24 protein-coding genes and 1 tRNA gene are annotated in these 25,123 nt (G+C 70.2%); 16 read left to right on the plus strand and 9 right to left on the minus strand.

All coding sequences use genetic code 11. The annotated features are described in order from the left end of the window. Positions 1-31 precede the first annotated feature (31 nt). Genes H284_RS0119380 through H284_RS0119390 form a run of 3 tightly spaced genes read right to left on the minus strand, consistent with a single transcriptional unit; the run spans position 32 to position 2,431 of the window. Positions 32-919, minus strand: coding sequence for an EamA family transporter (locus H284_RS0119380; RefSeq protein WP_020077513.1), 888 nt, complete (start codon positions 917-919; stop codon positions 32-34). A gap of 27 nt (positions 920-946) precedes the next feature. Next, positions 947-1,516, minus strand: a complete 570-nt coding sequence (locus H284_RS0119385) for a GNAT family N-acetyltransferase (protein WP_020077514.1) — start codon at positions 1,514-1,516, stop codon at positions 947-949. A gap of 9 nt (positions 1,517-1,525) precedes the next feature. Beyond that, positions 1,526-2,431, minus strand: coding sequence for an alpha/beta fold hydrolase (locus tag H284_RS0119390; RefSeq protein WP_231371290.1), 906 nt, complete (start codon positions 2,429-2,431; stop codon positions 1,526-1,528). 100 nt (positions 2,432-2,531) lie between these two features. Here H284_RS0119390 and H284_RS0119395 point away from each other — a divergent pair, with 100 nt between their 5' ends. Beyond that, entirely contained in the window at positions 2,532-4,994 is a 2,463-nt protein-coding gene (locus tag H284_RS0119395) for a phosphoketolase family protein (protein WP_020077516.1), read from the plus strand. A 96-nt stretch (positions 4,995-5,090) separates the two neighbouring features. On the opposite strand, the gene H284_RS0119400 is transcribed toward H284_RS0119395, so the two are convergent. Next, positions 5,091-5,879 (minus strand): SGNH/GDSL hydrolase family protein, encoded by a 789-nt coding sequence (locus tag H284_RS0119400; RefSeq protein ID WP_020077517.1) that lies wholly within the window; start codon positions 5,877-5,879, stop codon positions 5,091-5,093. 67 nt (positions 5,880-5,946) lie between these two features. On the opposite strand from H284_RS0119400, the gene H284_RS0119405 reads away from it, so the two are divergent. Further along, the gene (locus tag H284_RS0119405; protein ID WP_020077518.1) at positions 5,947-6,414 is read left to right on the plus strand and encodes a VOC family protein; all 468 of its coding nucleotides are present in this window, start codon (positions 5,947-5,949) and stop codon (positions 6,412-6,414) included. A gap of 99 nt (positions 6,415-6,513) precedes the next feature. Here the strand turns inward: H284_RS0119405 and H284_RS0119410 are convergent, their stop codons facing one another. Continuing rightward, complete coding sequence (locus H284_RS0119410) at positions 6,514-7,449, minus strand: hypothetical protein (protein WP_020077519.1); 936 nt, start codon at positions 7,447-7,449, stop codon at positions 6,514-6,516. Positions 7,450-7,581: 132 nt separating this feature from the next. Next, positions 7,582-8,613 (minus strand): LLM class flavin-dependent oxidoreductase, encoded by a 1,032-nt coding sequence (locus H284_RS0119415; protein WP_020077520.1) that lies wholly within the window; start codon positions 8,611-8,613, stop codon positions 7,582-7,584. Between the two features lie 97 nt (positions 8,614-8,710). On the opposite strand from H284_RS0119415, the gene H284_RS0119420 reads away from it, so the two are divergent. Next, entirely contained in the window at positions 8,711-9,487 is a 777-nt protein-coding gene (locus tag H284_RS0119420) for an MBL fold metallo-hydrolase (protein ID WP_020077521.1), read from the plus strand. Positions 9,488-9,517: 30 nt separating this feature from the next. Here H284_RS0119420 and H284_RS0119425 read toward each other — a convergent pair whose 3' ends face one another. Then, positions 9,518-9,841, minus strand: coding sequence for a thioredoxin family protein (locus tag H284_RS0119425; RefSeq protein WP_020077522.1), 324 nt, complete (start codon positions 9,839-9,841; stop codon positions 9,518-9,520). An 84-nt stretch (positions 9,842-9,925) separates the two neighbouring features. Here H284_RS0119425 and H284_RS0119430 point away from each other — a divergent pair, with 84 nt between their 5' ends. Beyond that, complete coding sequence (locus H284_RS0119430; protein ID WP_018191163.1) at positions 9,926-10,426, plus strand: FBP domain-containing protein; 501 nt, start codon at positions 9,926-9,928, stop codon at positions 10,424-10,426. A gap of 5 nt (positions 10,427-10,431) precedes the next feature. Here the strand turns inward: H284_RS0119430 and H284_RS0119435 are convergent. Next, positions 10,432-10,514: transfer RNA gene (locus tag H284_RS0119435), tRNA-Leu, on the minus strand. 38 nt (positions 10,515-10,552) lie between these two features. On the opposite strand from H284_RS0119435, the gene H284_RS0119440 reads away from it, so the two are divergent. Then, positions 10,553-11,158, plus strand: coding sequence for an ANTAR domain-containing response regulator (locus H284_RS0119440; protein WP_020077523.1), 606 nt, complete (start codon positions 10,553-10,555; stop codon positions 11,156-11,158). Positions 11,159-11,235: 77 nt separating this feature from the next. Here the strand turns inward: H284_RS0119440 and H284_RS0119445 are convergent, their stop codons facing one another. Then, entirely contained in the window at positions 11,236-11,640 is a 405-nt protein-coding gene (locus H284_RS0119445; RefSeq protein WP_018191161.1) for a hotdog fold thioesterase, read from the minus strand. A 58-nt stretch (positions 11,641-11,698) separates the two neighbouring features. Between H284_RS0119445 and polA the strand changes: the two genes are divergently transcribed. The 11 genes from polA to H284_RS0119500 all read left to right on the plus strand — a co-directional run bounded on the left by polA (position 11,699) and on the right by H284_RS0119500 (position 25,102). Further along, on the plus strand, positions 11,699-14,371 hold the full coding sequence (polA, locus tag H284_RS0119450) for a DNA polymerase I (RefSeq protein ID WP_020077524.1): 2,673 nt from the start codon (positions 11,699-11,701) through the stop codon (positions 14,369-14,371). 41 nt (positions 14,372-14,412) lie between these two features. Continuing rightward, positions 14,413-14,799, plus strand: a complete 387-nt coding sequence (locus H284_RS0119455) for a hypothetical protein (protein ID WP_020077525.1) — start codon at positions 14,413-14,415, stop codon at positions 14,797-14,799. A gap of 101 nt (positions 14,800-14,900) precedes the next feature. Continuing rightward, on the plus strand, positions 14,901-16,574 hold the full coding sequence (locus tag H284_RS0119460; protein ID WP_020077526.1) for a DUF885 domain-containing protein: 1,674 nt from the start codon (positions 14,901-14,903) through the stop codon (positions 16,572-16,574). Positions 16,575-16,593: 19 nt separating this feature from the next. After that, positions 16,594-17,283, plus strand: coding sequence for a DUF4166 domain-containing protein (locus tag H284_RS0119465; protein ID WP_020077527.1), 690 nt, complete (start codon positions 16,594-16,596; stop codon positions 17,281-17,283). Next, positions 17,280-18,263 carry an epimerase gene (locus tag H284_RS0119470; protein ID WP_020077528.1) on the plus strand — a complete coding sequence of 328 codons (984 nt, stop codon included), beginning with the start codon at positions 17,280-17,282 and terminating at the stop codon, positions 18,261-18,263. The genes H284_RS0119465 and H284_RS0119470 overlap by 4 nt, the downstream gene beginning before the upstream one ends. A gap of 108 nt (positions 18,264-18,371) precedes the next feature. Further along, a complete protein-coding gene (gene rpsA / locus H284_RS0119475; protein ID WP_018191155.1) occupies positions 18,372-19,814 on the plus strand; it encodes a 30S ribosomal protein S1 in 1,443 nt (480 codons plus the stop codon). Between the two features lie 101 nt (positions 19,815-19,915). After that, on the plus strand, positions 19,916-20,518 hold the full coding sequence (gene coaE, locus H284_RS0119480) for a dephospho-CoA kinase (protein ID WP_020077529.1): 603 nt from the start codon (positions 19,916-19,918) through the stop codon (positions 20,516-20,518). 65 nt (positions 20,519-20,583) lie between these two features. Then, positions 20,584-22,650: an excinuclease ABC subunit UvrB gene (gene uvrB / locus H284_RS0119485; protein WP_018191153.1), complete on the plus strand. Its 2,067-nt coding sequence runs from the start codon at positions 20,584-20,586 to the stop codon at positions 22,648-22,650. 43 nt (positions 22,651-22,693) lie between these two features. Beyond that, positions 22,694-23,437: a DUF4129 domain-containing protein gene (locus H284_RS0119490; RefSeq protein ID WP_231371291.1), complete on the plus strand. Its 744-nt coding sequence runs from the start codon at positions 22,694-22,696 to the stop codon at positions 23,435-23,437. Further along, positions 23,434-24,066 (plus strand): hypothetical protein, encoded by a 633-nt coding sequence (locus H284_RS0119495; RefSeq protein ID WP_020077531.1) that lies wholly within the window; start codon positions 23,434-23,436, stop codon positions 24,064-24,066. Before H284_RS0119490 ends, H284_RS0119495 begins: the two co-directional genes overlap by 4 nt. After that, positions 24,056-25,102, plus strand: a complete 1,047-nt coding sequence (locus tag H284_RS0119500; protein WP_020077532.1) for an AAA family ATPase — start codon at positions 24,056-24,058, stop codon at positions 25,100-25,102. The genes H284_RS0119495 and H284_RS0119500 overlap by 11 nt, the downstream gene beginning before the upstream one ends. The last annotated feature ends 21 nt before the right edge of the window (positions 25,103-25,123 follow it).

The following is a 25,123-nucleotide window of genomic DNA, read 5'->3' on the forward strand; positions in this document are numbered from 1 at the left end:
ACGGCGTGTTGCGTCCCACAGCGGGCGCGGTTCAGGGCACGGACTCGGCGGTCTGCTCCAGCTCGGAGCGGGGATGGTCGCGCTGCGTCGCGATGGTGATCCCGGCCGCGAGGCACACCACCACGATGCCGACCAGCTGGATGAGCGTGAAGTGCTCGCCCAGCACGATGACCCCGAAGACGGTGGCGACCACCGGCCCGAAACTCGTGATGACGGCGTACAGCCGCGGTGTGATCCGACGCAGGATGAAGGTGTCCAGGCTGTACGGGACGGCCGACGACAGCACGCCGAGCGCCAGCAGGAGGAGCAGCACGCGCGCATCCACCCGGCTGTAGTCGACGACCACGAGCGCGATGGGCACGGTCAATACTGTGGAGACGATGCTCGCCACGCTGAGGCCTTCCAGGCCCGGCAGACGCATCGCGACCTGACGGGTGAGCAGGATGTATGCCGCCCAGGCGGCGGCAGCGGTCAAGGCCAGCGCGACCCCGAGAGGGTCGACCGTCCCCTCGGTCGCCGTGAGGAGCAGGACGCCCGCTGCGGCGGCCACCGCGCATCCCGCATCCAGCAGGCGACGGGATCCGGCCAGCGCGAGGGCGAACGGGCCCAGGAACTCGATGGTGGCCGCGATGCCGAGCCCGAGTCGCCCGACGGCCTCGTAGAAGCTGAGGTTCATGGCGGCGAGCACCACACCCAGCGCGAGGGCCGGCCACAGCCGCCGCCACGTCAGTTCCGCGCGGCGCGGCCGGTAGAACGGCAACACGGCCGCGGCCGTCACGACCTGCCGTGCGGCGACGACGACGACGGATCCGACGATCGGGATGAGGAGGCCGGCCAGCGCCGAGCCGTAGTTGATGCTCACTTCCGTCGCCACCTGGGTGCCCGCGCCGACGAGGCGGTCGCGACGGGTGGAGCTCACCCGGTCGAGCTTACCGGCCGGCGGAGCTCAGACCGCCCGGCGCATGATGGCTCGCGTCGCGCTCGGACGGCGCACCACCTCGAACCCGCCGTCGCGGAACAGCGCGACGGTGCCGTGATAGCGCTCCGCCGCCGACAGCGACGGACGCACCTCAGTGTCCACCGGGTACCCCTCGACCGACTCGGCGCCCTGGGCTCGGGCATGCTCCACCGCGCCGTCGAGCAGCATCCGGGCGAGGCCCTGACGGCGGAACTCCGAGCGGACCACGAAGCAGGTGACCGCCCAGGGGTCATCGGGGTCGCCCTCGCGCCGTTTGGTGATGGGGGAGCGCGCGAGCGTCGGATACGCGGAATACGGCTCAACGGCCGCCCAGCCGGCGGGCTCGCCGTCGATCCAGGCGATCACCCCGGGGGAGCCCTCCCGCACCTGGTCGTGCAGCAGCTCCCGCCGCTCGTCGACCGAGAGCCGGTCGTTCTGCGACCGCGGCACCTTGAACCACTGGCACCAGCATCCCGATGGGTCTCCCGGTGTACTGAACACGGTCTCCAGATCGCCCCAGACGGCGTCGTCGACGGGACGGACCACGGTGTCGCTCATGGTTCGACGCTAGCGCGCACGGGTGACACGGGCCAGGGGCGGTTCGTCGCCGCCTGCCTCACCGACCGCGCCCAGGCACAGTGCCGCGAGGAGCGAGGGATGCTCGACGTGCGCGAAATGCCCGGTAGCGGGCAGGATGCGCGTGCGCAGCCCCGGGACGATGGCCGCGAGTCCGGCGTCGTCCGCCGCCGTGACGAAGACGTCCCGGTCGCCGTGCAGGGAGAGTACCGGGCACCGGATGCGCGCCCAGCGCTCGGCCGCCGGGTACCGCCGCGCGCACGCGACCGCGCGCACGAACGCGGCGGGCCGCAGATCGCGCGCGAGCTCGTGCGCAGAGCCGGGGACGGGCGACGAGAACATCGGGGCGATGAGCAGCGGCAGCAACCGCATCCGCTCCAGCGCCCGCACCAGTCGGAGCCCGGCCGGTCCGAGCGCGGCCAGCACGCGCATCCCGCCGAGCAGCAGCATGAGCGGTGCGTGGCGGTACAGCAGGGATGCGGTGCCGCGCCGATCGGCCTGCCCGCCGAACGTCGTGGCCGACACCAGGACCACCGACTCCGTGGCGATCGGCTCACGCACCGCGAGCTCGAGCGCGACGAACCCGCCGAGCGAGTGTCCGACCACGCGCCACCGCTCGTACCCGAGCGCGCGGGCGACGGTCGCGACGCTCGACGCGAGCACAGCGGCGTCGAGCGACGCCACCTCGGCGGGGGAGTCGCCCCAGCCCGGAAGATCGGGGACGATCAGATCCGTGACGGCCGAGCCGCGTGCAGCCGCGGCCGCGGCGACCATCGGCTCCCACGTCGTCCACGATCCCGCCGCCCCGTGCAGCAGGATGGTCGCCACCGCGGATTCACGCGCCGTTCTGTGCACCGTCACCGGCCCGGCATCCGTCTCCACCATCGTCTGTTCCACTCCTGTTCTTCGGAGCGGACCGGCCGTAGGATTCGCGAGGAGCCCACCCTGCGCCCGGCCCCTCCGCGCGCGGGACACCTCACCGAGCAGGGAGCACCCGTTGACCGAGACCACCACTGCGTCCGACCGGCCCACCGACCAGCGCGTCCACGACCTCAGCGAGGAGACGCTCGACCGCATCGACGCCTGGTGGCGCGCGGCGAACTACCTCTCGGTCGGGCAGATCTACCTGCTCGACAACCCGCTGCTGCGGCGCCCGCTCTCGCGGGACGACATCAAGCCGCGGCTGCTCGGTCACTGGGGCACGACCCCCGGTCTCAACTTCATCTACGCGCACCTCAACCGGGTGATCCGGGAGCGCGACCTGAACACCCTCTTCGTCGCCGGCCCCGGCCATGGCGGTCCGGGCGTCGTCGCCGGCGCCTACCTCGACGGCACCTACAGCGAGCTGTACAGCGCCATCGACCAGAGCGAGGACGGCCTGCGGCGACTGTTCCGCCAGTTCTCGTTCCCGGGCGGCATCCCGAGCCATGCAGCGCCGCAGACGCCCGGCTCCATCCACGAGGGCGGCGAGCTCGGCTACGCGCTCTCGCATGCGTATGGCGCAGCCTTCGACAACCCCGACCTGCTGGTCGCGGCGGTCGTCGGCGACGGTGAGGCCGAGACCGGCCCGCTGGCCACCGCGTGGCACTCGAACAAGTTCCTCAACCCGAAGCATGACGGCGTCGTGCTGCCGATCCTGCACCTCAACGGCTACAAGATCGCCAACCCGACGGTGCTCGCCCGCATCCCCGAGTCCGAGCTGCTCGACCTCATGCGCGGCTACGGCTACACGCCGTACATCGTCTCGGGCGGGTTCGACGGCGAAGACCCGCGCGAGGTGCACAAGCGGATGGCGGCGACGCTGGACGAGATCCTCGACCGGATCGCGCAGATCAAGGCGGAGGCGGATGCCGACGAACTGGATGGGCGCCCCGCCTGGCCGATGCTGATCCTCCGCACCCCGAAGGGATGGACGTGCCCCGCCGAGATCGACGGGCACCCCGCCGAGAACAACTGGCGCTCGCATCAGGTCCCGCTCGCCAACGCGCGCGACACCGAGGCGCACACGCGCCTGCTGGAGAGCTGGATGGCCTCCTACCGTCCGCAGGAGCTGTTCGACGAGCAGGGACGCCCGGTCGAGCTGATCACCGGCCTCGCGCCGGAGGGCGAGCGGCGGATGAGCGCCAACCCGGTCGCGAACGGCGGCCTGCTGCGCCGCGACCTGCGGCTGCCCGACTTCCGCGACTACGCCGTCGACGTGCCGCAGCCCGGCGAGACGGTTGCCGAGGCGACGCGCGTGCTCGGCGAGTGGCTGCGGGATGTGATGATCGCCAACCCGCACGACTTCCGGCTGTTCGGCCCGGACGAGATCGCCTCCAATCGCCTCCAGGCGGTCTTCGACACCACCAGCAAGCAGTGGAACGCCGGCTACCTGCCGATCGACGACGACAACCACCTCGCGCCGACCGGCCGGGCGATGGAGGTGCTGAGCGAGCACCAGTGCCAGGGCTGGCTGGAGGGCTACCTCCTGACCGGCCGCCATGGCGTCTTCACGTCGTACGAGGCGTTCATCCACATCGTCGACTCGATGTTCAACCAGCACGCCAAGTGGCTGAAGTCGGCGGGCGAGGTGTCGTGGCGGCGGCCGGTCGCTTCCCTCAACTACCTGCTCAGCTCGCACGTCTGGCGGCAGGATCACAACGGCGCCTCCCACCAGGATCCGGGGTTCATCGATCACGTCGTCAACAAGAAGGCCGACGTCGTGCGCGTGTACCTGCCGTTCGACGCGAACACGCTGCTGTCGACGTACGACCACTGCCTGCGCTCGGTCGACTACGTCAACGTCGTGGTCGCGGGCAAGCAGCCCGCGCCGAACTGGCTGACGATGGAGGAGGCCATCGCGCACTGCACGCGCGGCATCGGCATCTTCCCGTGGGCCGGCACCGAGGTGGAGGGCGAGGAGCCGGATGTGGTGCTCGGCTGCGCGGGCGACATCCCGACGCTGGAGACGCTCGCTGCGGCCGACATCCTGCGCCGCCGCCTGCCGGACCTCAAGGTGCGCGTGGTCAACGTCGTCGACCTGATGCGGCTGCAGAGCGAGGGAGAGCACCCGCACGGCCTCAACGACCGCGAGTACGACGCGCTGTTCACGGCCGACAAGCCGGTGATCTTCGCGTACCACGGCTATCCGTGGCTCATCCACCGCCTTACCTACCGTCGCAACGGCCACGACAACCTCCACGTGCGCGGCTACAAGGAGGAGGGCACCACGACGACGCCGTTCGACATGGTGATGCTCAACGACCTCGACCGCTACCACCTGGTGATCGACGTGATCGACCGCGTCCCGGGGCTGGCGACGCGCGAGGCGGAGCTGCGGCAGGAGATGCAGGACGCCCGCCTGCGCGCCCGGCAGTACACGCGCGAGCACGGGGAGGACATCCCGGAGGTCGCCGAGTGGACGTGGGCCGGCGGAGAGCGCACCACCCGCTTCGACACGACCGGCGGCGACAACGACTGACCCCTGTCTCCCGTGCACTCTGGTTGACGCAACACGCCGTCCGCGCCGAGCGCGGGACGGCGTGTCGCGTCAACTCAACGGCGGCGGGGCGGCGGGTCAGAGCGGGTGGGCGGACTCCGGGTCGACCGGGGTGAGGGTTGCGATCTTCGCGGCGCGGCCGTCGCCGGAGGACCGCCCGGTGAGCCGGCGGCCGATCCACGGCAGCACGAAGCGGCGGTAGTACTCGGCTGTGCGGCGCGTGCTCTCGCCGGCCGGCGCGGCGGCGACCTCCTCCACGCCCCATTCGCCCGGAACGGGGATGCCGAGGGCCGTGAGCACGTTGCTCGCGACCCGCGCGTGGCCGAGCGGACCGAGGTGCAGGCGGTCCTCCGACCAGTAGCGGATGTCCTCCAGACCTTGGTCGGCCCAGTTGTCGACGAACGTGATCCCCTCGCGCGGCAGCATCGCCCGCACGGCGGCGGCCAGCTCCTCGCCGCGGCGCCGGATGAGACCGCCGAGGGGCAGGTGCGCGCTGGGGTTCGCGCCGCTCAGAAGGAGCATGTGGCTGCCGGATGCGACCACCCGGTCCGCCGCATCCATCAGCGTCCGCGCGACGCCGTCGATGGACACGCGCGGTCGCATGATGTCGTTTCCGCCGCCATTGAGGCTGACGAGGTCGGGATGCTGGGCGATCGCCGGCTCGACCTGCTCGGCCACGATCGGCCCCAGCTTGCGGCCGCGCACCGCGAGGTTCGCATACCGGAAGGGACCGTCGGCCGCTGCGGCCATCCCGAGCGCGACGAAGTCGGCCCAGCCGCGCACCCGGCCGTCCGGGAGTTCGTCGCCGACCCCCTCCGTGAAGCTGTCCCCGATGGCGATGTAGCTGGCGAATGCAGTGCTGGACACGGGTGCAACGCTACTCCGCACGGCTACCATGGGCCGCATCGGCAGCGACGCCAGAAGGGGGACACCCATGCAGAAGGTCAGTTCGTTCCTGTGGTTCGAGAGCGGGGTGGAGGAGGCGGCCCGGCTGTACACGTCCCTCATCCCCGACTCCGAGATCCTGGAGGTGCAGCGTTTCGGTGAGGGGATGCCGGACGGCCTCGTCGTGCTGCGCTTCACGCTCGGCGGCGTCGAGTACCAGGCGATGAACACCGGCCCCGCCGGTGGCTTCACCGAGGCGTTCTCGCTGTCGGTGCTGTGCGACGACCAGGCCGAGGTGGACCGGCTGTGGGAGGCGCTCACGGCGGACGGCGGCGAGGAGAGCATGTGCGGCTGGCTGAAGGACCCCTGGGGTGTCAGCTGGCAGATCGTTCCCCGACGCCTGATCGAGCTGCAGTCCGACCCGGATCGGGCGCGTGCGGCCCGGGTGAATCAGGCCATGCTCGGGATGCGCAAGCTCGACATCGCCGCGCTGGAGGCCGCCGCCGACGGCCGCTGAGGTGCGTCCGCATCCCGCGAGGTGCACGTTGTTGCATCCGCGCACGGCGTGTCGGCCGCAACAACGTGCACCTCGCGGAGAAGCAGAAGGGGCCGGAGCTCAGCCGATGAGGGTCTGCCAGGACAGCAGGTGCTCGACCGTGACGCCGCCGTAGCCGCGCAGGCCGCCGAGGGCCGTGCGGACCTTCGCCGTCTCCGACTCGAGCAGCGCGGCGCTGTCATCGCCGAACGTTGCGGCCGGTCCGCCGGCGACCTCCGGTGTGTCCGTCTCCACGCCGATGGTGAACGGGATGCGCTTGTTGGCGGCGGCCGTCGCCGCGGGCTTCGCGAGCGCCACGATCCCGTCGGTGCCCGCCGCGTGGTCGCTGAACGCCACGATCGCGACCGACTTCAGGTGGGGGAGCAGCGCGTCGAACGCGGTTCCGCCTCCCGGCTGCGGCTTGGCCGCGAGCCACCACGGCAGGTCGGCGCCGATCGGCACCGTCCCGGCGGCCACGCGCGCCGCGTCGTACATCGCCTGGAGCTGCGCGACGACGGCGGGGAGCTGGGCGCCCGAGGACACCACCCACGGCTCGACGTCGAACTGCACCGCATCGAACGGGGCGGCGCGCAGAGCGGCGGACGTCCAGGTGGCCGCGAGCGACGGATCATCCGCCCACGCCGGATCGCCGCCGAGGGCCGCGACCTTGGTCACGCCCGCAGCGTGCAGAGCGTTGACCGCATCCGTGAGCCAGACCCCGAACGCTCCCTCGTCGGCCGCCCACGGCACGGACAGGAAGACGGTGCGCAGGTGGTGGGCCGCCGCAAAGTCGGCGAGCGCCTGCGGCTCGAACTGCGGCAGCCCTTCGCCGCGCGCATCCGTCGCCGGGTCGATGGGGTTGCCCCACGCCCACATGCTGGTGATCGCCGAGGACGGCGTCGTGGCGTCCACGCGCTGGGTCACCGCGGTCGCCGGGGCCGCTGCGACGAGCGAACCGCCGATGACGAGCGCGAGCGCGGCCGACGTGATCGCTGAGCGGAGAGTCGGAGCTCGCATGGCACACCCTTTGATCGCGGAACGGTACGGTCACCGCAGATTCGGGTGTGCGGTACGACCATCATCGCAGTATCCCGGAATACGTCTATGCCGCATTCGGGGTACATCGTCCGCGCCGTGTGCCTCGCCTCGTCAGTCGCGCCAGCCCAGCGCCGGCGCGATCTGGGTGACGATCGTCTCCAGCAGGTGGGCGTTGTACTCGACGCCCAGCTGGTTCGGCACGGTCACCAGCAGCGTGTCCGCGTCGGCGACCGCGGCGTCCTCGCGCAGCTCCTCCACGATCCGCTCCGGGTCGCCCACGTAGCTCTTGCCGAAGCGCGCCAGCCCGCCATCGAGGTGGCCGACCTGGTCGTGTCGGTCGGCGAGGGCGGAGGCGCCGAAGTAGCGGCGGTCGAGGTCGGTCGTGATCGGCAGGATGCTGCGGCTGACCGACACGCGCGGCTCGCGCTCCCAGCCCGCGGCCCTCCACGCGTCGCGGTACTGCTGCAGCTGCTCTGCCTGGAGGTCGGAGAACGGCACGCCGGTGTCCTCCGTGAGCAGTGTCGAGCTCATCAGGTTCATGCCCTGCTCGGCGGCCCACACGGCCGTCGCGCGGGTGCCGGCGCCCCACCAGATCCGGTCGGGAAGTCCCGGCGACTGCGGCTCGATCGCCAACGCGCCGCGCTGTCCGCCCGTCATCGCGGGGTTCGCCTCGGCGACGCCCGCGCCGGCGATCGCCGCGCGGAACAGCTCGGTGTGGCGGCGTGCCATGTCCGCATCCGACTCGCCCTCCGCGGGCACGTACCCGAACGACTCGGAGCCGCGCAGCGCCGTCTCGGGTGACCCTCGGCTGACGCCGAGCTGCAGCCGGCCGCCGGAGATCAGGTCGGCCGCCGCCGCATCCTCGGCCATGTAGAGGGGGTTCTCGTACCGCATGTCGATCACCGCGGTGCCGATGTCGATGCGCGACGTGCGCGCACCGATGGCGGCGAGCAGCGGGAACGGCGACGCCAGCTGCGGCGCGAAGTGGTGCACGCGGAAGAAGGCGCCGTCGGCCCCCAGCTCCTCCGCGGCGACGGCGAGGTCGATCGCCTGGTGGAGGGCGTCCGCGGCGGTGCGCGACACGGAGCCGGGGATGGGCTGGTAATGCCCGAAGCTGAGGAACCCGATGCGTTTCACATCCACTCCAATCGGTCCTGGTCGCAGCCTATTCCGTCGGGCTAGAGTCCCGGATGTGGCGGAGTGGCTGTGTACGACCTGTGCCGTGGAGACGGCGCCCGTGATGACGGCGTCGGGGGAGGAGCCCCCGGAGCGCTGCCCGATCTGCGAGGACGAGCGGCAGTACGTGCCGCCGACCGGGCAGGAGTGGACGACGCTGCAGCGGTTGCAGCGCGAGGGCGAGCGCGTCGTGGTCGTCGAACTGGAGCCCGACCTGTACGGGCTGCGCAGCGAGCCGAAGGTGGGGATCGGGCAGCAGGGCATCCTGCTGCGCACCCCCGACGGCAACCTGCTCTGGGACCCGCCGGGCTACGTCGACGAGGCGGCCGCGGCCGCCGTGCAGGACCTCGGCGGGGTCGCCGTCATCGCGACCAGTCACCCGCACATGTTCGGCGCGCAGGTGACCTGGTCGAGGATGCTCGGCGACCCGCCGGTGCTGGTCAACGAGGCCGACCGCCACTGGGTGCAGCGGGAGGACCCGGCCATCCAGTCGTGGACCGGTGAGGAGGAGGTGCTCCCCGGCGTCCTGTTGCGGACGATCGGCGGCCACTTCCCGGGGAGCGCGGTCGTGCACTGGGACCGTGGGGTCGTGCTCAGCGGCGACACGGTGTTCCCCGGGCCGTCGCAGCGGTGGGTGACCTTCCAGCGCAGCTTCCCCAACGACATCCCCCTGTCGGCCGCCGTCGCGCGGCGGATCGCCGACACGGTATGCGACCGGCCGTTCGAGCGGATGTACGGCAACCTCGGCAACGTCATCCCGCGGGATGCGCGCGAAGCGGTGCTGCGATCGGCGGACCGTTACATCGGGTGGGTGAGCGGGGCGTTCGACCACCTCACCTGACGCTCCCGCACGCGGCGGGTCGGCGTCCGGTCACAGGAACGGGGCGAGCTCCATTTCCATCGCGGGCTTCGGCTTCGCCCCGATGATCGTCTTCACCACCTCGCCGTCGCGGAACACCTTCATCACCGGCAGGGCGAGCGCCTTGTAGGCGACAGTGCTCTCCATGTTCTCGTCCGCGTTGATCTTGACGATGCGGATGCGGTCGGCGTGCTCCTCCTGCAGCTGCTGCAGGATCGGGCTCAGCGCCCGGCACGGACCGCACCATTCCGCCCAGAACTCGACGACGGTGGTGCCCGGGGCGGCGAGCACGGCCTCCTGGAATGTGGCGTCGGTGACGCTCTCGATCGTGGTCATGCGAGCACGCTAAGCCCTGACCACGGGGGCAGGGTCAAGCGGTGCTTCCCCGATCCTGTGCGAGCATGGGAGGAGGAGGTGCGCATGGAGATCCTGAGCCCGCAGCAGATCCGCGAGTCGTTCGTCAACTGCTCCCGCAGCGAAGCAGAAGAGCTTCCGCTTCCCCCGGGGTTGCACGAGGTGGATTGGGCCAGACGCGAGTATCTCGGCTGGCGCGACCCGCGGCTCCCGCAGCGCGGCTACGTCGTCATCCCGACGGCGGACGGCCCGGTGGGCATCGTGCTCCGCGCTTCTGAGGCCTCCATGCGGTCACATGTGCCGTCGATGTGCGGCTGGTGCCAGGATGTGCACCTCACCAACGACGTCTGGTTCTGGTCGGCGCGCCGCGCCGGTCAGCCGGGCCGCAATGGCGACACCGTCGGGACGCATGTGTGCGGCGCCTTCGAGTGCAGCGCCAACGTGCGTCGTACTCCACCGCCGTCGTACGTGGGCTTCGACGCGGATCAGGTGGTCGAGGACCGCATCGCCGGCCTCGCCGAGCGCGCCCGGCGCTTCGCCGCGACCGTGGTCGGCGCCCGCATCTGAAGTCGTGCCGCTGGTGGGACTCGAACCCACACGCCCTTTCGGACAAAGCATTTTGAGTGCTCCGCGTCTGCCATTCCGCCACAGCGGCGCACAACAACCCCTGAAGAATACCGTAGGCTTTCGGACGTGACTGACCAGGAATCCACCACCACCGCACCCCGCCGCGTCGTCGTGGCGGAGGACGAATCGCTCATCCGCCTCGACATCGTCGAGATCCTGCGCGACAACGGTTTCGAGGTCGTCGGAGAGGCCGGAGACGGCGAGACGGCGGTCGCCCTCGCGACCGAGCTGCGCCCCGACCTGGTCATCATGGACGTCAAGATGCCGCAGCTCGACGGCATCTCCGCGGCCGAGCGCCTGTCGAAGGACCACATCGCGCCCGTCGTTCTGCTGACCGCGTTCAGCCAGAAGGAGCTCGTCGAGCGGGCGACCGAGGCCGGTGCACTCGCCTACGTGGTGAAGCCGTTCACGCCGAACGACCTGCTGCCCGCCATCGAGATCGCGCTCGCGCGCTACCAGCAGATCATCGCGCTCGAGGCCGAGGTCTCCGACATGGTGCAGCGCTTCGAGACCCGCAAGCTGGTCGACCGGGCGAAGGGCCTCCTCAACGAGAAGATGGGCCTCAGCGAGCCGGAGGCGTTCCGCTGGATCCAGAAGGCGTCGATGGACCGCCGCCTCACCATGCACGATGTCGCGCAGGCGATCATCGAGCAGCTCGCCCCCAAGAAGTAGTCCACCGTCGAGTACACAAACTTTGCACGCTCGCGCCCAGTTTCGCGTGCAGTTTGTGCGTACTCGATGGCGGGGCGCTAGAGGTCTTTGATCAGGTTCGTGATGCGGATCGTCGAGCAGCGGCGGCCGCGATCGTCGGTGACCGCGATCTCGTGCGTCGTCAGCGTCCGGCCCAGGTGGATGGGCGTGCACACGCCGGTCACGTAGCCGCTCGTCGCCGAGCGCGTGTGCGATGCGTTGATCTCGATCCCGACCGCCAGGCGTCCCTCGCCTGCGTAGAGGTTGGCCGACATCGAGCCGAGCGACTCGCCGAGGACGACGTACGCGCCGCCGTGCAGGAGGTCCGCGGGCTGGGTGTTCCCCTCGACCGGCATGCGCGCGACGGAGCGCTCCACGCTGAACTCGATGATCTCGATCCCCATCTTCTCGGCCAGCCGGCCGAGCCCCCTCTGCTGCACGTACGCGAGCGCGTCTTCGGTCATCCTCGGCCTCTCTCGACGGGTCGTCTGGACTGTCACCGGCCCCTTGTAGGCTGTCCTGGTGTCAGACTCCGAAAAGCCTACCCTCCTCGTCGTCGACGGCCATTCGCTCGCTTTCCGGGCCTTCTACGCACTCCCGGTGGACAGCTTCGTCAACCGTGAGGGTCAGCACACGAACGCGATCCACGGCTTCATCGCGATGTTCATCAACCTGCTCCAGCAGCAGAAGCCGACCCACATCGCGGTCGCGTTCGACATCTCCCGCTACTCGTTCCGCACGCGCGAATATCCGGAGTACAAGGGCACCCGCGGTGAGACCCCGTCGGAGTTCGCCGGCCAGGTCCCTCTGCTCGAAGAAGCACTCCATGCGATGAATGTCACGACCATCGCGAAGGAGGACTACGAGGCCGACGACATCCTCGCGACCCTCGCCCGCCGCGGCGTGGAGGAGGGCTACAAAGTCCTTCTCGTGTCCGGAGACCGCGACACCATCCAGCTGGTCAACGACGACGTGACCCTGCTGTACCCGAACGTGCGCGGAGTTTCCGAGCTGAAGATCTACGACCCCGCCGCCGTCCGCGAGAAGTACGGCATCGAGCCGCACCAGTACCCCGAGATCGCCGCCCTGGTCGGCGAGACGAGCGACAACCTGATCGGCATCGACAAGGTCGGCGAGAAGACCGCCGTCAAGTGGGTGCAGCAGTACGGCACGGTCGAGAACATCGTCGCGCACGCCGACGAGATCAAGGGCGTCGTCGGGCAGAACCTGCGCGACCAGAAGGAGAACGCACTCCGCAACCGGAGGCTGAACCAGCTGCTCGACGACGTCGAACTGCCGATCGCGCTCGACGACCTGGAGCGCAAGCCCCTCAACGAGAACGCCGTGCGCGACATCTTCGCGCGCCTCCAGTTCAAGACCCTCCTCGACCGCCTCATGAAGACCGCGGCGGAGGACGGGATGCTCGACGGCGCCATGTCCGTCGCCGAGGTGGGCGACGCCGGCGCGGTCAGCGCCCCGGCCGTGCGCACGCTGGTCGACGAGGAACTCGCGAACTGGCTGTCCAAGGCCTCGGCGGACGACACCGCGGTCGCCGTCCAGCTCGAGGTCGGCCCTGCCGGCATCACGGGCTTCGGCCTCGCCGCAGCGGACGACACCGTGTACGTGCCCTGGGTGGCCGGCCGGAAGGACTACGAGGCCCTCGAGCAGTGGCTGGCGAGCAGCGCGCCCAAGTTCTTCTTCCACGCGAAGCCGCAGTTCAAGGCGCTCAGCCGTGCCGCGTTCGTGGTCGACGGTCTGGCGTTCGATACGCGGATCGCGTCCTGGCTCGTGAAGCCGGGCGCCGCGCCGCAGTCGCTGGCGGAGCAGGTGTACGAGGTGCTCGGCGAGACGCTGCCGGTCTCGGACCCGAACCAGCTCGTCCCGATCAACGACGCCGTGAGCCCCGCGACCGAGGCGTGGTACATCCGCCGGGTCGCCGAGGGGCAGATGATCGCGCTCGACGAGGGCACCCGCGCCGTCCTCGACGATATCGAGCTGCCGCTCGTCGCCGTGCTCGCCGAGATGGAGCTCAACGGTGTTTCCATGGACTCCGAGGTCCTCGCACGCCTCCGCGGGCAGCTGACCGACAAAGCCAACGACTACGCCGCGCAGGCGTACGCGCAGATCGGCCACGAGATCAACCTCGGCTCGCCCAAGCAGCTCCAGCAGGTGCTCTTCGAGGAGCTCGGGATGCCGAAGACGCGCGCAACGAAGACCGGCTACTCGACAGACGCCGGCTCGCTCGCCGACCTGCAGGAGAAGAACCCGCATCCGTTCCTCGGGCTCCTGCTGCAGCACCGCGACGCCACGAAGCTGAAGCAGATCGTGGAGACGCTGGAGCGCTCGGTCGAGGTGGACGGACGCATCCACACCACCTACGACCAGACCGGTACGAGCACGGGCCGCATCTCGTCGAACGACCCCAACCTGCAGAACATCCCGATCCGCACGGAGGAGGGGCGCGAGATCCGCTCGGCGTTCCGCCATGGCGAGGGCTTCGAGACGCTGCTCACCGCCGACTACTCGCAGATCGAGATGCGGATCATGGCGCACCTGTCGGAGGACCCGGGCCTCATCGAGGCCTTCAACGCGGGGGAGGACCTGCACCGCTTCGTCGGCGCGCGCGTCTTCGGCGTCGACCCGTCCGAGGTGACGTCCGCGATGCGCACGAAGGTCAAGGCGATGTCGTACGGCCTCGCCTACGGCCTCAGCGCGTTCGGCCTCTCCAAGCAGCTGCGCATCGAGACCTCCGAGGCGCGCCAGCTGATGACCGACTACTTCGAGCGCTTCGGCGCCGTGCGCGACTACCTGCGCAACGTCGTCGAGCAGGCGCGCGTCGACGGCTTCACCGAGACGATCTTCGGCCGCCGCCGGCCGTTCGCCGACCTGACCTCCACCAACCGGGTGCTTCGCGAGAACGCGGAGAGGCAGGCGCTCAACGCGCCCATCCAGGGTTCCGCCGCCGACATCATGAAGGTCGCGATGCTCGGGATCGCGGGCGACATCATCGACCAGAGCCTCGAGTCGCGCATGCTGCTGCAGGTGCACGACGAGCTCATCTTCGAGGTGGCCCCCGGCGAGTGGGATGCGCTGGAGGCGATCGTACGCGCCCGCATGGCCGGCGCGGCCGACCTCCGCGTGCCGCTCGACGTGCAGGTGGGCCGCGGCTCCAACTGGGACGCCGCCGCGCACTGATCGGGGGGCGCACTGATCGCCGCGGGGCGTAGTCTCCGGATGTGAGCGAGCTGGAGCCTCGGAAGCGCCGGAAGAAGGCGGTCGTTCCGCGACGCATCCCCAGCGAGGTCGTGCCTGTTCCCCCGGCGCAGGCGCGCGACTTCGTCCGCGACGCGTTGAAGGGCACGAGTCTGCGGGACCCGTTCGCGCAGCTGCTCTCGTTCGAGCTCGTCTTCGAACAGCGCGTCCGGTATGTGCCCGTGGACGAGACGCACACGCGGATCGAGTTCGACGCGGTGGGCCAGCTTCCCGGGGCCGACGTACTGATGTACACGCGTCGTCTGGGCGAGATCGACCGCTTCTTCGTCGCCCTGCACGATGAGCTCGACCGTCGGGCGCGTCATCGTCGACCGGACGGCGGCGACAGGGCCATCGACGAAGGCCGCTGAGCGCGGCGGCGAGATATGCCCACAGCTCCCGCCGACGGGGAGTTGTCCACATTCCCGACGACACCGTGCCTCGGCCGCTGCCTCCTCGATAGGGTCGGATCATGACCAACGATCAGAAGCGCGAACCCACTCCGGTCGACACGATCGCCGAGGAGTGGGTCGACACCCAGCTCGAGTTGTACCCGGAGTTCCACGTCTGGCTCGGCCGCCCCGGCCGAGAGGGGGAGTACGCCGATTACTCGCCTGCCGGCGCTGAGCACGCCATCGGCAAAGTCAGAGAGACCCTCGCCCGCATCGAAGCGGCCGACCCGGTCGACGACATCGACCGGGTCACGAAGATGGATCTCACACGTGAGCTGCAGCTCACGGTCGAGAAGCACGAGGCGGGCTTCGCCCAGCGCGACCTCAACGTCATCGCATCGCCGCCGCAGGAGCTGCGAGACATCTTCGACCTGGTGCCGACGGACACGGAGGACGACTGGGCCAACGTCGCCAAGCGCCTCCACAATCTGCCCGCCGCGATGGACGGCTACATCGAGACCCTGCGCAGCGGCATCGCGGCAGGCAACGTCCCGGCCATCCGCCAGGTGCGCGAGGTGCTCGCGCAGGCGCGGAAGCAGGTGGCCGACACGGGCTTCTTCTATGAGTTCACCGCCGACGCGAAGCCCCTGAACGGCACGCTTCCCGAGTCGCTGAAGGGCGATCTGGCGGATGGCGCGAAGGAGGCCGCGCAGGCGTATGCCACGCTGGCCGACTTCTTCGAGAACGAGCTGGCCCAGCACGCCCCCGAGAAGGACGCCGTGGGCCGGGAGCTGTACGCGCTCGCCTCGCGGAGCTTCCTCGGCGCCACGGTCGACCTCGATGAGACGTACGAGTGGGGCATCGAAGAGCTCGCGCGCATGCGCGCCGAGCAGGAGTCGATCGCGCGCGAGATCAAGCCGGGAGCGACCGTCCTCGAGGCGATCGAGTTCCTCGACGGCGACGCGAGCCGCAAGCTGCACGGCACCGATGCGCTGCAGCGCTGGATGCAGGAGACGAGCGACCGGGCCATCGAAGAGCTCGGCAAGTCGCACTTCGACATCCCTGCCGAGATCCGCCGTCTCGAGTGCATGATCGCGCCGACGCAGGAAGGCGGCATCTACTACACCGGCCCGAGCGACGACTTCTCGCGCGCGGGGCGGATGTGGTGGAGCGTGCCCGAGGGCGTGACCGAGTTCGACACCTGGCGCGAGCTGACGACCGTCTATCACGAGGGCGTTCCCGGCCACCACCTGCAGATCGCGCAGGCGACCTACAACAAGGCGCAGCTCAACTCGTGGCGTCGCATCGCCGGCACCTCGGGGCACGCGGAGGGCTGGGCGCTCTACGCCGAGCGGCTCATGGAGCAGCTGGGCTACCTCGACGACCCGGCGGACCGGCTCGGGATGCTCGACGGGCAGCGCATGCGCGCGGCGCGCGTCGTGCTCGACATCGGTGTGCACCTCGAGAAGCCGCTGCCGGACGGCTCGCGTCCGTGGACCGGAGAGGACGCCTTCCCGTTCCTTCGCGAGAACGTCAACATGAACGACGGGTTCGTCCGCTTCGAGGTCAACCGCTACCTGGGCTGGCCCGGGCAGGCTCCGTCGTACAAGATCGGGCAGCGCATCTGGGAGCAGCTGCGCGACGAGTACGCCCGCCGCGAGGGCGCGTCGTTCGACATCAAGGCGTTCCACAAGAAGGCCCTCGACATCGGCGGCGTCGGCCTCGACACGCTGAAGGCTGCGCTGCTCGACTGAGCGGCGCGTCCTTCCACCGGTGACCTCCCCGTACCGCGCCGTGCTGGGCGCGGCGTTCGACGAGCTGCATCCGCGACTGCGGGCGTACTTCGACGCCATCCCGGCCGGCGCGGTCGGGCGGGGGAGTGGCGTGTTCGAGACGGTGGGCACGCCGTGCCGGTGGCTGTGGCCGGTACTGGCGGTGTTCGCCCGGTCGCACGTCATGTTCCCGGTGTGGGAGCGCGAGGTGCCCTTCACCGTCGAGAACCGCGCGGTCACCGCGGCCGACGGTTCGCCCGCCGTCGCGGCCACGCGATGGTTCGCACTCCGGTCCGGTGCGGCGACCATGGTGGACGAGATCGGCGTCCGTCGGGGAACGGTGATCGATCGTCTCGGCGATCCGGTGCGGGCGGAGGCGCGGTTCGCCGCAACCGTCCGGGATGGCGGACTCCGGCTGCGCTCCACCGCCGTCTGGCTGGTGGTCGGTGGGCGGCGGGTGCGTGTCCCGAGTCCACTCGCTCCGGTCGTCGTCCTGACCGAACGCTGGGACGACCAGCACGAGCACCAGCGGGTGTCCATCACCGTGCACGTGCCGCTGATCGGGCGGATCTACCAGTACCGCGGCCGGTTCCGCTATGCGATCGAGCCGGGCGGTCCGGCGGCGCAGACGCGGGCATCGCGGAACACAGATACACCAGAGAAGAGAGAAACGGGGGAGCGGTCGGAGTGAACGAGCGCATCGTCATCGCCGGAGCGTCCGGATTCGTCGGGCAGTACCTGGAGGAGCACTACCGCGCCGCGGGTTCGGAGGTCATCCTGGTGGGCCGCAGCGGGCCCGACGTGCGCTGGGACGACGCCGACGGCCTGCGCAGAGCAGTCACCGGTGCCGTCGCGGTGATCAACCTGGCGGGCAAGAGCGTGAACTGCCGCTACGGCGATGCCAACCGGGCCGAGATCTTCCGCTCCCGGCTCGCCACCACGCGGGCGCTCCGGGAGGCGATCGCCGCGAGCGACGCGCCGCCGCCGGTCTGGTTCAACGCCTCGACGGCGACCATCTACCGCCATGCCGAGGACCGCCCGATGACCGAGTCCACCGGCGAGCTCGGCTCCGGCTTCTCGGTCGAGGTCGCGAAGGCCTGGGAGCACGAGCTGTTCGAGGGCGACCTCTCGGGCACCCGTCGCGTCGCGCTGCGCATGGCCATCGTTCTCGGTGACGGCAGCGCGCTCACGCCACTCGTCAACCTCACCCGGTTCGGGCTGGGCGGCCCCCAGGTGGACGGCCGCTGGTTCGCCACGACCGCACGCCGGAACGCCGGAACGTTCCACGAGTTCCGGGCGCGCGGCGGACGACAGCGGTTCAGCTGGGTCCACATCGCCGACGTGCTCGGCGCGATCGAGTTTCTGCGCGGCCGGCCCGACCTCGACGGGCCGGTCAACATCGCGGCGCCGCACCCCACGGACAACCGCACGCTGATGGCGGAGCTGCGCCGTCTGCTCGGCCGCCCGATCGGTCTCCCGGCCCACCGGTGGATGCTCGAGCTCGGCTCGATCGCGATCCGCACGGAGACCGAACTGGTGCTGAAGAGCCGCTGGGTCGTGCCCGAACGGCTGCTCGACGCCGGCTACGACTTCGCCTACCCCGACCTCGGCCCGGCGCTGCGTGACATCCTCTCCGACCGCGGCTTGCTGCACGCCTCCGCGGCCGGGTAGACTAGAACGTCACTTGTGTGACATCCCTATCCGCCTGCCGTTCGCGGAAACACATCAGAAGAACAACGCGACCGGCCTGATTCCTGTCCATTACGGAGCACCCACTACATGACAACCGCAACGACCGACAAGGCACCCAAGCAGGTCGCCGTCAACGACATCGGATCTGCTGAGGACTTTCTTGCCGCGGTCGAAAAGACGCTGAAGTTCTTCAACGACGGAGACCTCATCGAAGGCACCGTCGTCAAGATCGACCGCGACGAGGTCCTCCTCGACGTCGGTTACAAGACGGAGGGCGTCATCCCCTCCCGTGAGCTTTCCATCAAGCACGACGTCGACCCCAGCGAGGTCGTCGAGGTCGGCGACACCGTCGAGGCCCTCGTTCTCCAGAAGGAGGACAAGGAGGGTCGCCTCATCCTGTCCAAGAAGCGTGCGCAGTACGAGCGCGCCTGGGGCGATGTGGAGAAGATCAAGGAGGCCGACGGTGTCGTCACCGGTACGGTCATCGAGGTCGTCAAGGGCGGCCTGATCGTCGACATCGGCCTGCGCGGCTTCCTGCCCGCGTCGCTCATCGAGCTGCGCCGTGTCCGCGACCTCACCCCGTACCTGGGTCAGGAGATCGAGGCCAAGATCCTCGAGCTCGACAAGAACCGCAACAACGTGGTGCTCTCGCGCCGCGCGCTGCTGGAGCAGACCCAGTCGGAGTCCCGCACCACGTTCCTCAACAACCTGCACAAGGGCCAGGTCCGCAAGGGCGTCGTCTCGTCGATCGTCAACTTCGGTGCGTTCGTCGACCTCGGCGGCGTCGACGGTCTCGTCCACGTGTCGGAGCTCTCCTGGAAGCACATCGAGCACGCCTCCGAGGTCGTCGAGGTGGGCCAGGAGGTCACCGTCGAGATCCTCGAGGTCGACCTCGACCGCGAGCGCGTCTCGCTGTCGCTCAAGGCGACGCAGGAGGACCCGTGGCAGGTCTTCGCCCGCACCCACGCGATCGGTCAGGTCGCACCGGGCAAGGTCACCAAGCTGGTTCCGTTCGGTGCGTTCGTCCGCGTCGCCGATGGCATCGAGGGCCTCGTGCACATCTCGGAGCTGTCCGGCAAGCACGTCGAGCTGGCCGAGCAGGTCGTCTCGGTGGGCGACGAGGTGTTCGTCAAGGTCATCGACATCGACCTGGAGCGCCGCCGCATCTCGCTGTCGCTCAAGCAGGCGAACGAGGGCGTCGACCCCGAGGGCACCGAGTTCGACCCGGCGCTCTACGGCATGGTCACCGAGTACGACGACCAGGGCAACTACAAGTACCCGGAGGGCTTCGACCCGGAGACCAACGAGTGGAAGGAAGGCTTCGAGTCGCAGCGCGACGAGTGGGAGCAGCAGTACGCTGCCGCCCAGGCTCGTTGGGAGGCGCACAAGCGCCAGGTTGCGAAGGGCCTCGAGGAGGCTGCCGCCGACAGCGGTACGTCGACCTACTCCTCCGACTCCGGCGCCGGCGGAACGCTCGCCGACGACGAGTCGCTCGCGGCACTCCGCGAGAAGCTCAGCTCCAACTCCTGAGCATCTGAGTACGAGCGGCCGGTCCTTCGGGGCCGGCCGCTTCGTCGTTCCCGGCGGCCGACCGCGCCACGGCTCCGCGCCGGCCTGGCTAGGCTGGGCACGTGCAGCTGATCGGACTCACGGGCGGGATCGCGTCCGGAAAATCGACCATCGCCTCCCGCCTCGCGTCGCACGGCGCCGTCGTGGTGGACGCCGATCGCATCGCCCGCGCGGTGGTGGAGCCAGGAACGCCGGCGCTGGCGGAGATCGCCCGCCGCTTCGGCGACGGCGTCATCGCACCCGACGGCAGCCTCGACCGTCCTGCTCTCGGGGCGATCGTCTTCGGCGACCCGGAGGCACTGCACGCTTTGAACGGGATCACCCATCCCGCAGTGCTCCGGGAGTCGACGGCACGGTTCCGGGCGGCCGCCGAGCGCGACCCCGACGCCATCGTCGTCTACGACGTGCCCCTGCTGGTCGAGTCCGCCAACGAGTACCCGTTCGACCGCGTGGTCGTCGCCCACGCCGACGAGCAGACCCGCGTCTCCCGGCTGGTGGAGCTGCGCGGGATGGATCGGGTCGAGGCCGAGCGCCGCATCCGCTCCCAGGCATCCGACGCCGAGCGGCTGGCCGTCGCCGACGTCGTGATCGAGACCGGCGGCACCCTGGAGCACACCCTCGAGCAGGTCGACGCCCTCTGGGAGGAACTGTGCGCGCGGCCGTGACCCGCGCCGTTCCGCTGTGAGCGAGAGCCGACCGTACTGTCGGTGGTCCTTCCTAGACTGGAGGCATGCTTCCCACGCGCTCCGTCCGTCCCTTCGAGGTCGTCAGCGAATACAGTCCGAGCGGCGACCAGCCGCAGGCGATCGCCGAACTGTCCGCCCGCATCAACGCGGGTGAGACCGACGTGGTGCTGCTGGGTGCGACCGGCACGGGAAAGTCGGCGACGACCGCGTGGCTGATCGAGCAGGTGCAGCGCCCGACGCTGGTGCTCGCCCACAACAAGACGCTCGCGGCGCAGCTTGCGAACGAGTTCCGCGAACTCCTGCCCAACAACGCGGTCGAGTACTTCGTGTCGTACTACGACTACTACCAGCCGGAGGCCTACGTTCCGCAGACGGACACCTTCATCGAGAAGGACTCGTCGATCAACGCTGAGGTCGAGCGGCTGCGTCACTCCACCACCAACTCGCTGCTCAGCCGGCGCGACGTCGTCGTCGTCTCGACCGTCTCGTGCATCTACGGCCTCGGTGCCGCTGAGGAGTACCTGGAGGCCATGGTCGCCCTCCAGGTCGGCCAGAACGTCGGCCGCGACGCGCTGATCCGCCGCTTCGTCAACATGCAGTACGAGCGCAACGACGTCGACTTCTCGCGCGGTAAGTTCCGCGTGCGCGGCGACACGATCGAGATCATCCCCGTCTACGAAGAGAACGCGATCCGCATCGAGCTGTTCGGCGACGAGATCGAGGCGCTGTACTCACTGCACCCGCTGACCGGCAACGTGATCAAGAAGATGGATGCGGTGTCCGTGTTCCCGGCGACGCACTACGCCGCGAGCCCCGCGACGATGCAGCGTGCGATCGGCACCATCCAGGAGGAGCTGCAGGAGCGCCTGCAGGAGCTGGAGCGCGAGGGCAAGCTGCTTGAGGCCCAGCGGCTGCGGATGCGCACCCAGTTCGACCTCGAGATGATGGAGCAGATCGGTTTCTGCTCGGGCATCGAGAACTACTCCCGACACATCGACGGTCGCGCGCCGGGGGAGGCCCCGAACTGCCTGCTCGACTATTTCCCCGACGACTTCCTGGTGGTGATCGACGAGTCGCACGTGACCGTGCCGCAGATCGGCGCCATGTACGAGGGCGACGCGTCGCGCAAGCGCACGCTGGTCGAGCACGGTTTCCGGTTGCCGAGCGCGCTGGACAACCGTCCGCTCAAATGGAATGAGTTCAAGGACCGCGTCGGCCAGACCGTGTACCTCTCCGCCACCCCGGGCAAGTACGAGATGGGCATCGCGGACGGCGTGGTCGAGCAGATCATCCGACCGACCGGCCTGATCGACCCCGAGATCGTGGTCAAGCCCACCAAGGGGCAGATCGACGACCTGCTGGAGGAGATCCGCCTGCGGGTGGAGCGCGACGAGCGCGTGCTCGTCACCACGCTCACCAAGAAGATGGCGGAAGAGCTCACCGACTTCCTCGCGGAGGCGGGGGTGAAGGTGCGGTACCTCCACTCGGACGTCGACACGCTGCGCCGGGTGGAGCTGCTCAGCGAGCTCCGCGCGGGCGTCTACGACGTGCTGGTCGGCATCAACCTGCTGCGTGAGGGACTCGACCTTCCGGAGGTGTCGCTGGTCGCCATCCTCGACGCCGACAAGGAGGGCTTCCTGCGCTCCTCGACCTCGCTGGTGCAGACGATCGGACGAGCGGCTCGAAACGTGTCCGGGCAGGTCCACATGTATGCGGACGTGCTCACGGACTCCATGAAGAGCGCGATCGAGGAGACCGACCGGCGGCGCGAGAAGCAGATCGAGTACAACCGCGTCAACGGCATCGATCCGACGCCGCTCCGCAAGCGCATCGCCGACATCACCGACGTGCTGGCGCGCGAGGAGGCGGACACCGCACGGATGCTCGCCGGGCGCGAGCAGAAGCGCAAGAGCCCGACGCCCAACCTGCGCAACGGCGGCATCGCGGCCCAGGGCGCGGCAGAACTCGAAGGTCTCATCGCCGACCTCAACCAGCAGATGCTGGCGGCGGCGGGCGAGTTGAAGTTCGAGCTGGCGGCCCGCCTGCGCGACGAGCTCTCCGATCTGAAGCGCGATCTGCGGCAGATGGAGAAGGCCGGGCACCTGGGCTGACCGGTCGGCACCGCTGGGCGCTCGCGCGGGCTACGGTGGCAGGGTGACCACGAAGGCGGGCGGACGGCGGCGATGGACCCTCGCCGTGTGCGTCGTGCTCGCGGCGGTCGCCCTTGTCGCCGTGGCGTTCCAGGGAGCGCCGCAGTTCAGCGGGCCGCGGATGTTCCTGCCGCCCGGCCCCGTCCGGACGCAGGCGCCGGCTCCGCAGGAGTCGGGCACCCCGGCGCCCCGCGGGACCGCGCACGAGGTCCGCATCGACCTGTCGTGGCTGCTGGTCGCCCTCGTCGTCCTCGCGGTCATCATCGGACTGGCGCTGCTCTGGCGCCTTCGTCGCCGTCCGTCGCGGCCGCTCGAACTGCCTCCGCTCGACACGGTCGGTGTGGCGGAGACCTCCGAGGTGCACGCTGACCAGGGGCCCGAGCCCGAGCCGGAGCAGGTGCGCCGCGGCCTCGACCGCGCCGCTGAGGTTCTCGCCGAACCGCGCGAGCCGCGTGACGCGATCGAGGCCGCCTGGGTGGGCCTGGAGGAGGGCGCCGCCGATTCCGGCGTCCGTCGCCTCCCCGCCGAGACGCCCGCCGAGTTCGCAGCGCGCGTTGTCGCCCGCGTGGCGGCGGACCGTGACGCCGCAGCCCGGCTCCTCGCCCTCTACCTGCGCGCGCGGTTCAGCAGCGCGCCCGTGACCGCAGCCGACGTCGCAGCCGCGCGGGACGCGGTCGAGGCGCTGCGCGCATCCTGGAGCGTCGCGTCCGGCGGCCGGTCGAGCACCCGGGAAGGCGGCCGCCGATGAGCACACGAGACACCCGCCGAACGCACCGCTCCGAGCGGCCAGCCCGGCGCGACGACGGCCGGCAGCGTGTCGCGCCGCGCCCCAAGCGCCTGCCGCCACGGCTGCTGCGCCGTCTCATCCTGAGCGCCGTGCTGGGGGTCGCGGTCGGTCTGGCGGCCTGGTCGCTCGGGATGGACGAAGCCCACGCAACCGGCCTCGGTGCTGCGGCCCTGGCGTTCACGGCCTGTCTCTCGGCCCTCGGCGAAGCGGCCGATCTGACCTGGCCGCCGGCCGCGCCGCCACTCCGCCCCGGGTCGCGACGGGATGTCGTCGCCCTTGGCTGGTCGCTCAGCTCGCGCGGCGGACGCGCGTCGCCGGAGGGGCTGCGCGCCCTCCGTTCGGTCGCGGAGCGCGCTCTCCGCCTGCGCGGACTCGACCTGGAGGACCGCGCGGCGGATGCGCAGCTGGAGGAACTCCTCGGCCCCGACATCCTCGTGCTCCTCCGCCGCGGGTCCGTCGTCACATCGCCGCGGACCTCGCAGATCTCCGCCGTGCTCGACCGCCTCGAAAAGCTCGTGCCTCAACACACTCTGTCCGTCACTCGCCTGCCCACCACCCACTCGCCCGAGGAGCCGACCCGTGCCCGCTGACCCCCGCACCGCATCCAGCACCGCATCCACGTCCACCGCATCCCCCTCGCTGCCGGTCGACGAGGTCGCCCGGCTCGGCGCGGCCGTGCTCGACCGGGTCGGGAGCGTCGTGGTCGGGATGCGCGAACCGCTGCGGATCGCCTTCGCCACGATCCTGGCGGGCGGCCACGTGCTGTTCGAAGACGTGCCCGGCCTCGGCAAGACCCTCGCCGCCCGGAGCATCGCGGCCGCCGTCGGGCTGGACTTCCGTCGCCTCCAGTGCACGCCCGACCTGCTGCCGTCCGACATCACCGGGTCGTTCGTGTACGTGCCGAGCAGCGGCGACTTCGAGTTCCGTCCCGGGCCGGTCTTCACGGGGCTGTTCCTCGCCGACGAGATCAACCGCACCTCGCCCAAGACGCAGTCCGCGCTGCTGGAGGCCATGGCTGAGGGGCAGGTGTCGGTCGAGGGCCGCAGCTTCCCGCTCCCGTCGCCCTTCCACGTCGTCGCGACGGCCAACCCGATCGAGTCGGAGGGCACGTACGCGCTTCCCGAGGCGCAGCTCGACCGGTTCATGGTGCGGCTCGGCGTCGGCTACCCCGACGAGGCGGGGGAGTCGCGCGTCCTGCTCTCCCGTGTGGCACGACGGCATGAGGTCGCCACGGTCGAGGCGGTCATGGACGCGGCGACGCTCGCGGCCATGCAGGCGGGGGTCGAAGCGGTGGATGTGGATGCGGACATCGCCGCGTACTGCGTCCGCCTCGCCGCGGCCACCCGCCGGCACCGCTCCGTCGAGGTCGGGGCATCCCCACGCGGGTCGCAGGGCCTCCTGCTCGTCGCCCGAGCTCTTGCTGTGCTCGACGGGCGCGACTTCGTCATCCCGGACGATGTGAAGGCCGTGGCCGTCCCGGTGCTCGCCCACAGGCTCACGCTCACGGTGCAGGCGTGGACGGGCGGCGTTCGTGCGGAGCAGGTCGTCCTGGAGGTGGTCAACACCGTGCCGGGACCGCCGGCCGTCGGGACGGCGCAGCGCGCGGGGGCGGAGGCGTCCGCGTGACGGGCCGCACGCAGATGGCGA

It is taken from the genome of Cryocola sp. 340MFSha3.1, assembly GCF_000383315.1.
In the GTDB taxonomy this organism is placed as follows: Bacteria; Actinomycetota; Actinomycetes; order Actinomycetales; family Microbacteriaceae; genus Leifsonia.

Coding starts and splice junctions, on each gene's coding strand:
- H284_RS0119385 (WP_020077514.1), bottom strand. CDS start 1,516: ATGAGCGACACCGTGGTCCGTCCCGTCGACGACGCCGTCTGGGGCGAT.
- H284_RS0119405 (WP_020077518.1), top strand. CDS start 5,947: ATGCAGAAGGTCAGTTCGTTCCTGTGGTTCGAGAGCGGGGTGGAGGAG.
- H284_RS0119410 (WP_020077519.1), bottom strand. CDS start 7,449: ATGCGAGCTCCGACTCTCCGCTCAGCGATCACGTCGGCCGCGCTCGCG.
- H284_RS0119420 (WP_020077521.1), top strand. CDS start 8,711: ATGACGGCGTCGGGGGAGGAGCCCCCGGAGCGCTGCCCGATCTGCGAG.
- H284_RS0119425 (WP_020077522.1), bottom strand. CDS start 9,841: ATGACCACGATCGAGAGCGTCACCGACGCCACATTCCAGGAGGCCGTG.
- H284_RS0119430 (WP_018191163.1), top strand. CDS start 9,926: ATGGAGATCCTGAGCCCGCAGCAGATCCGCGAGTCGTTCGTCAACTGC.
- H284_RS0119445 (WP_018191161.1), bottom strand. CDS start 11,640: ATGACCGAAGACGCGCTCGCGTACGTGCAGCAGAGGGGGCTCGGCCGG.
- H284_RS0119460 (WP_020077526.1), top strand. CDS start 14,901: ATGACCAACGATCAGAAGCGCGAACCCACTCCGGTCGACACGATCGCC.
- rpsA (WP_018191155.1), top strand. CDS start 18,372: ATGACAACCGCAACGACCGACAAGGCACCCAAGCAGGTCGCCGTCAAC.
- uvrB (WP_018191153.1), top strand. CDS start 20,584: ATGCTTCCCACGCGCTCCGTCCGTCCCTTCGAGGTCGTCAGCGAATAC.
- H284_RS0119495 (WP_020077531.1), top strand. CDS start 23,434: ATGAGCACACGAGACACCCGCCGAACGCACCGCTCCGAGCGGCCAGCC.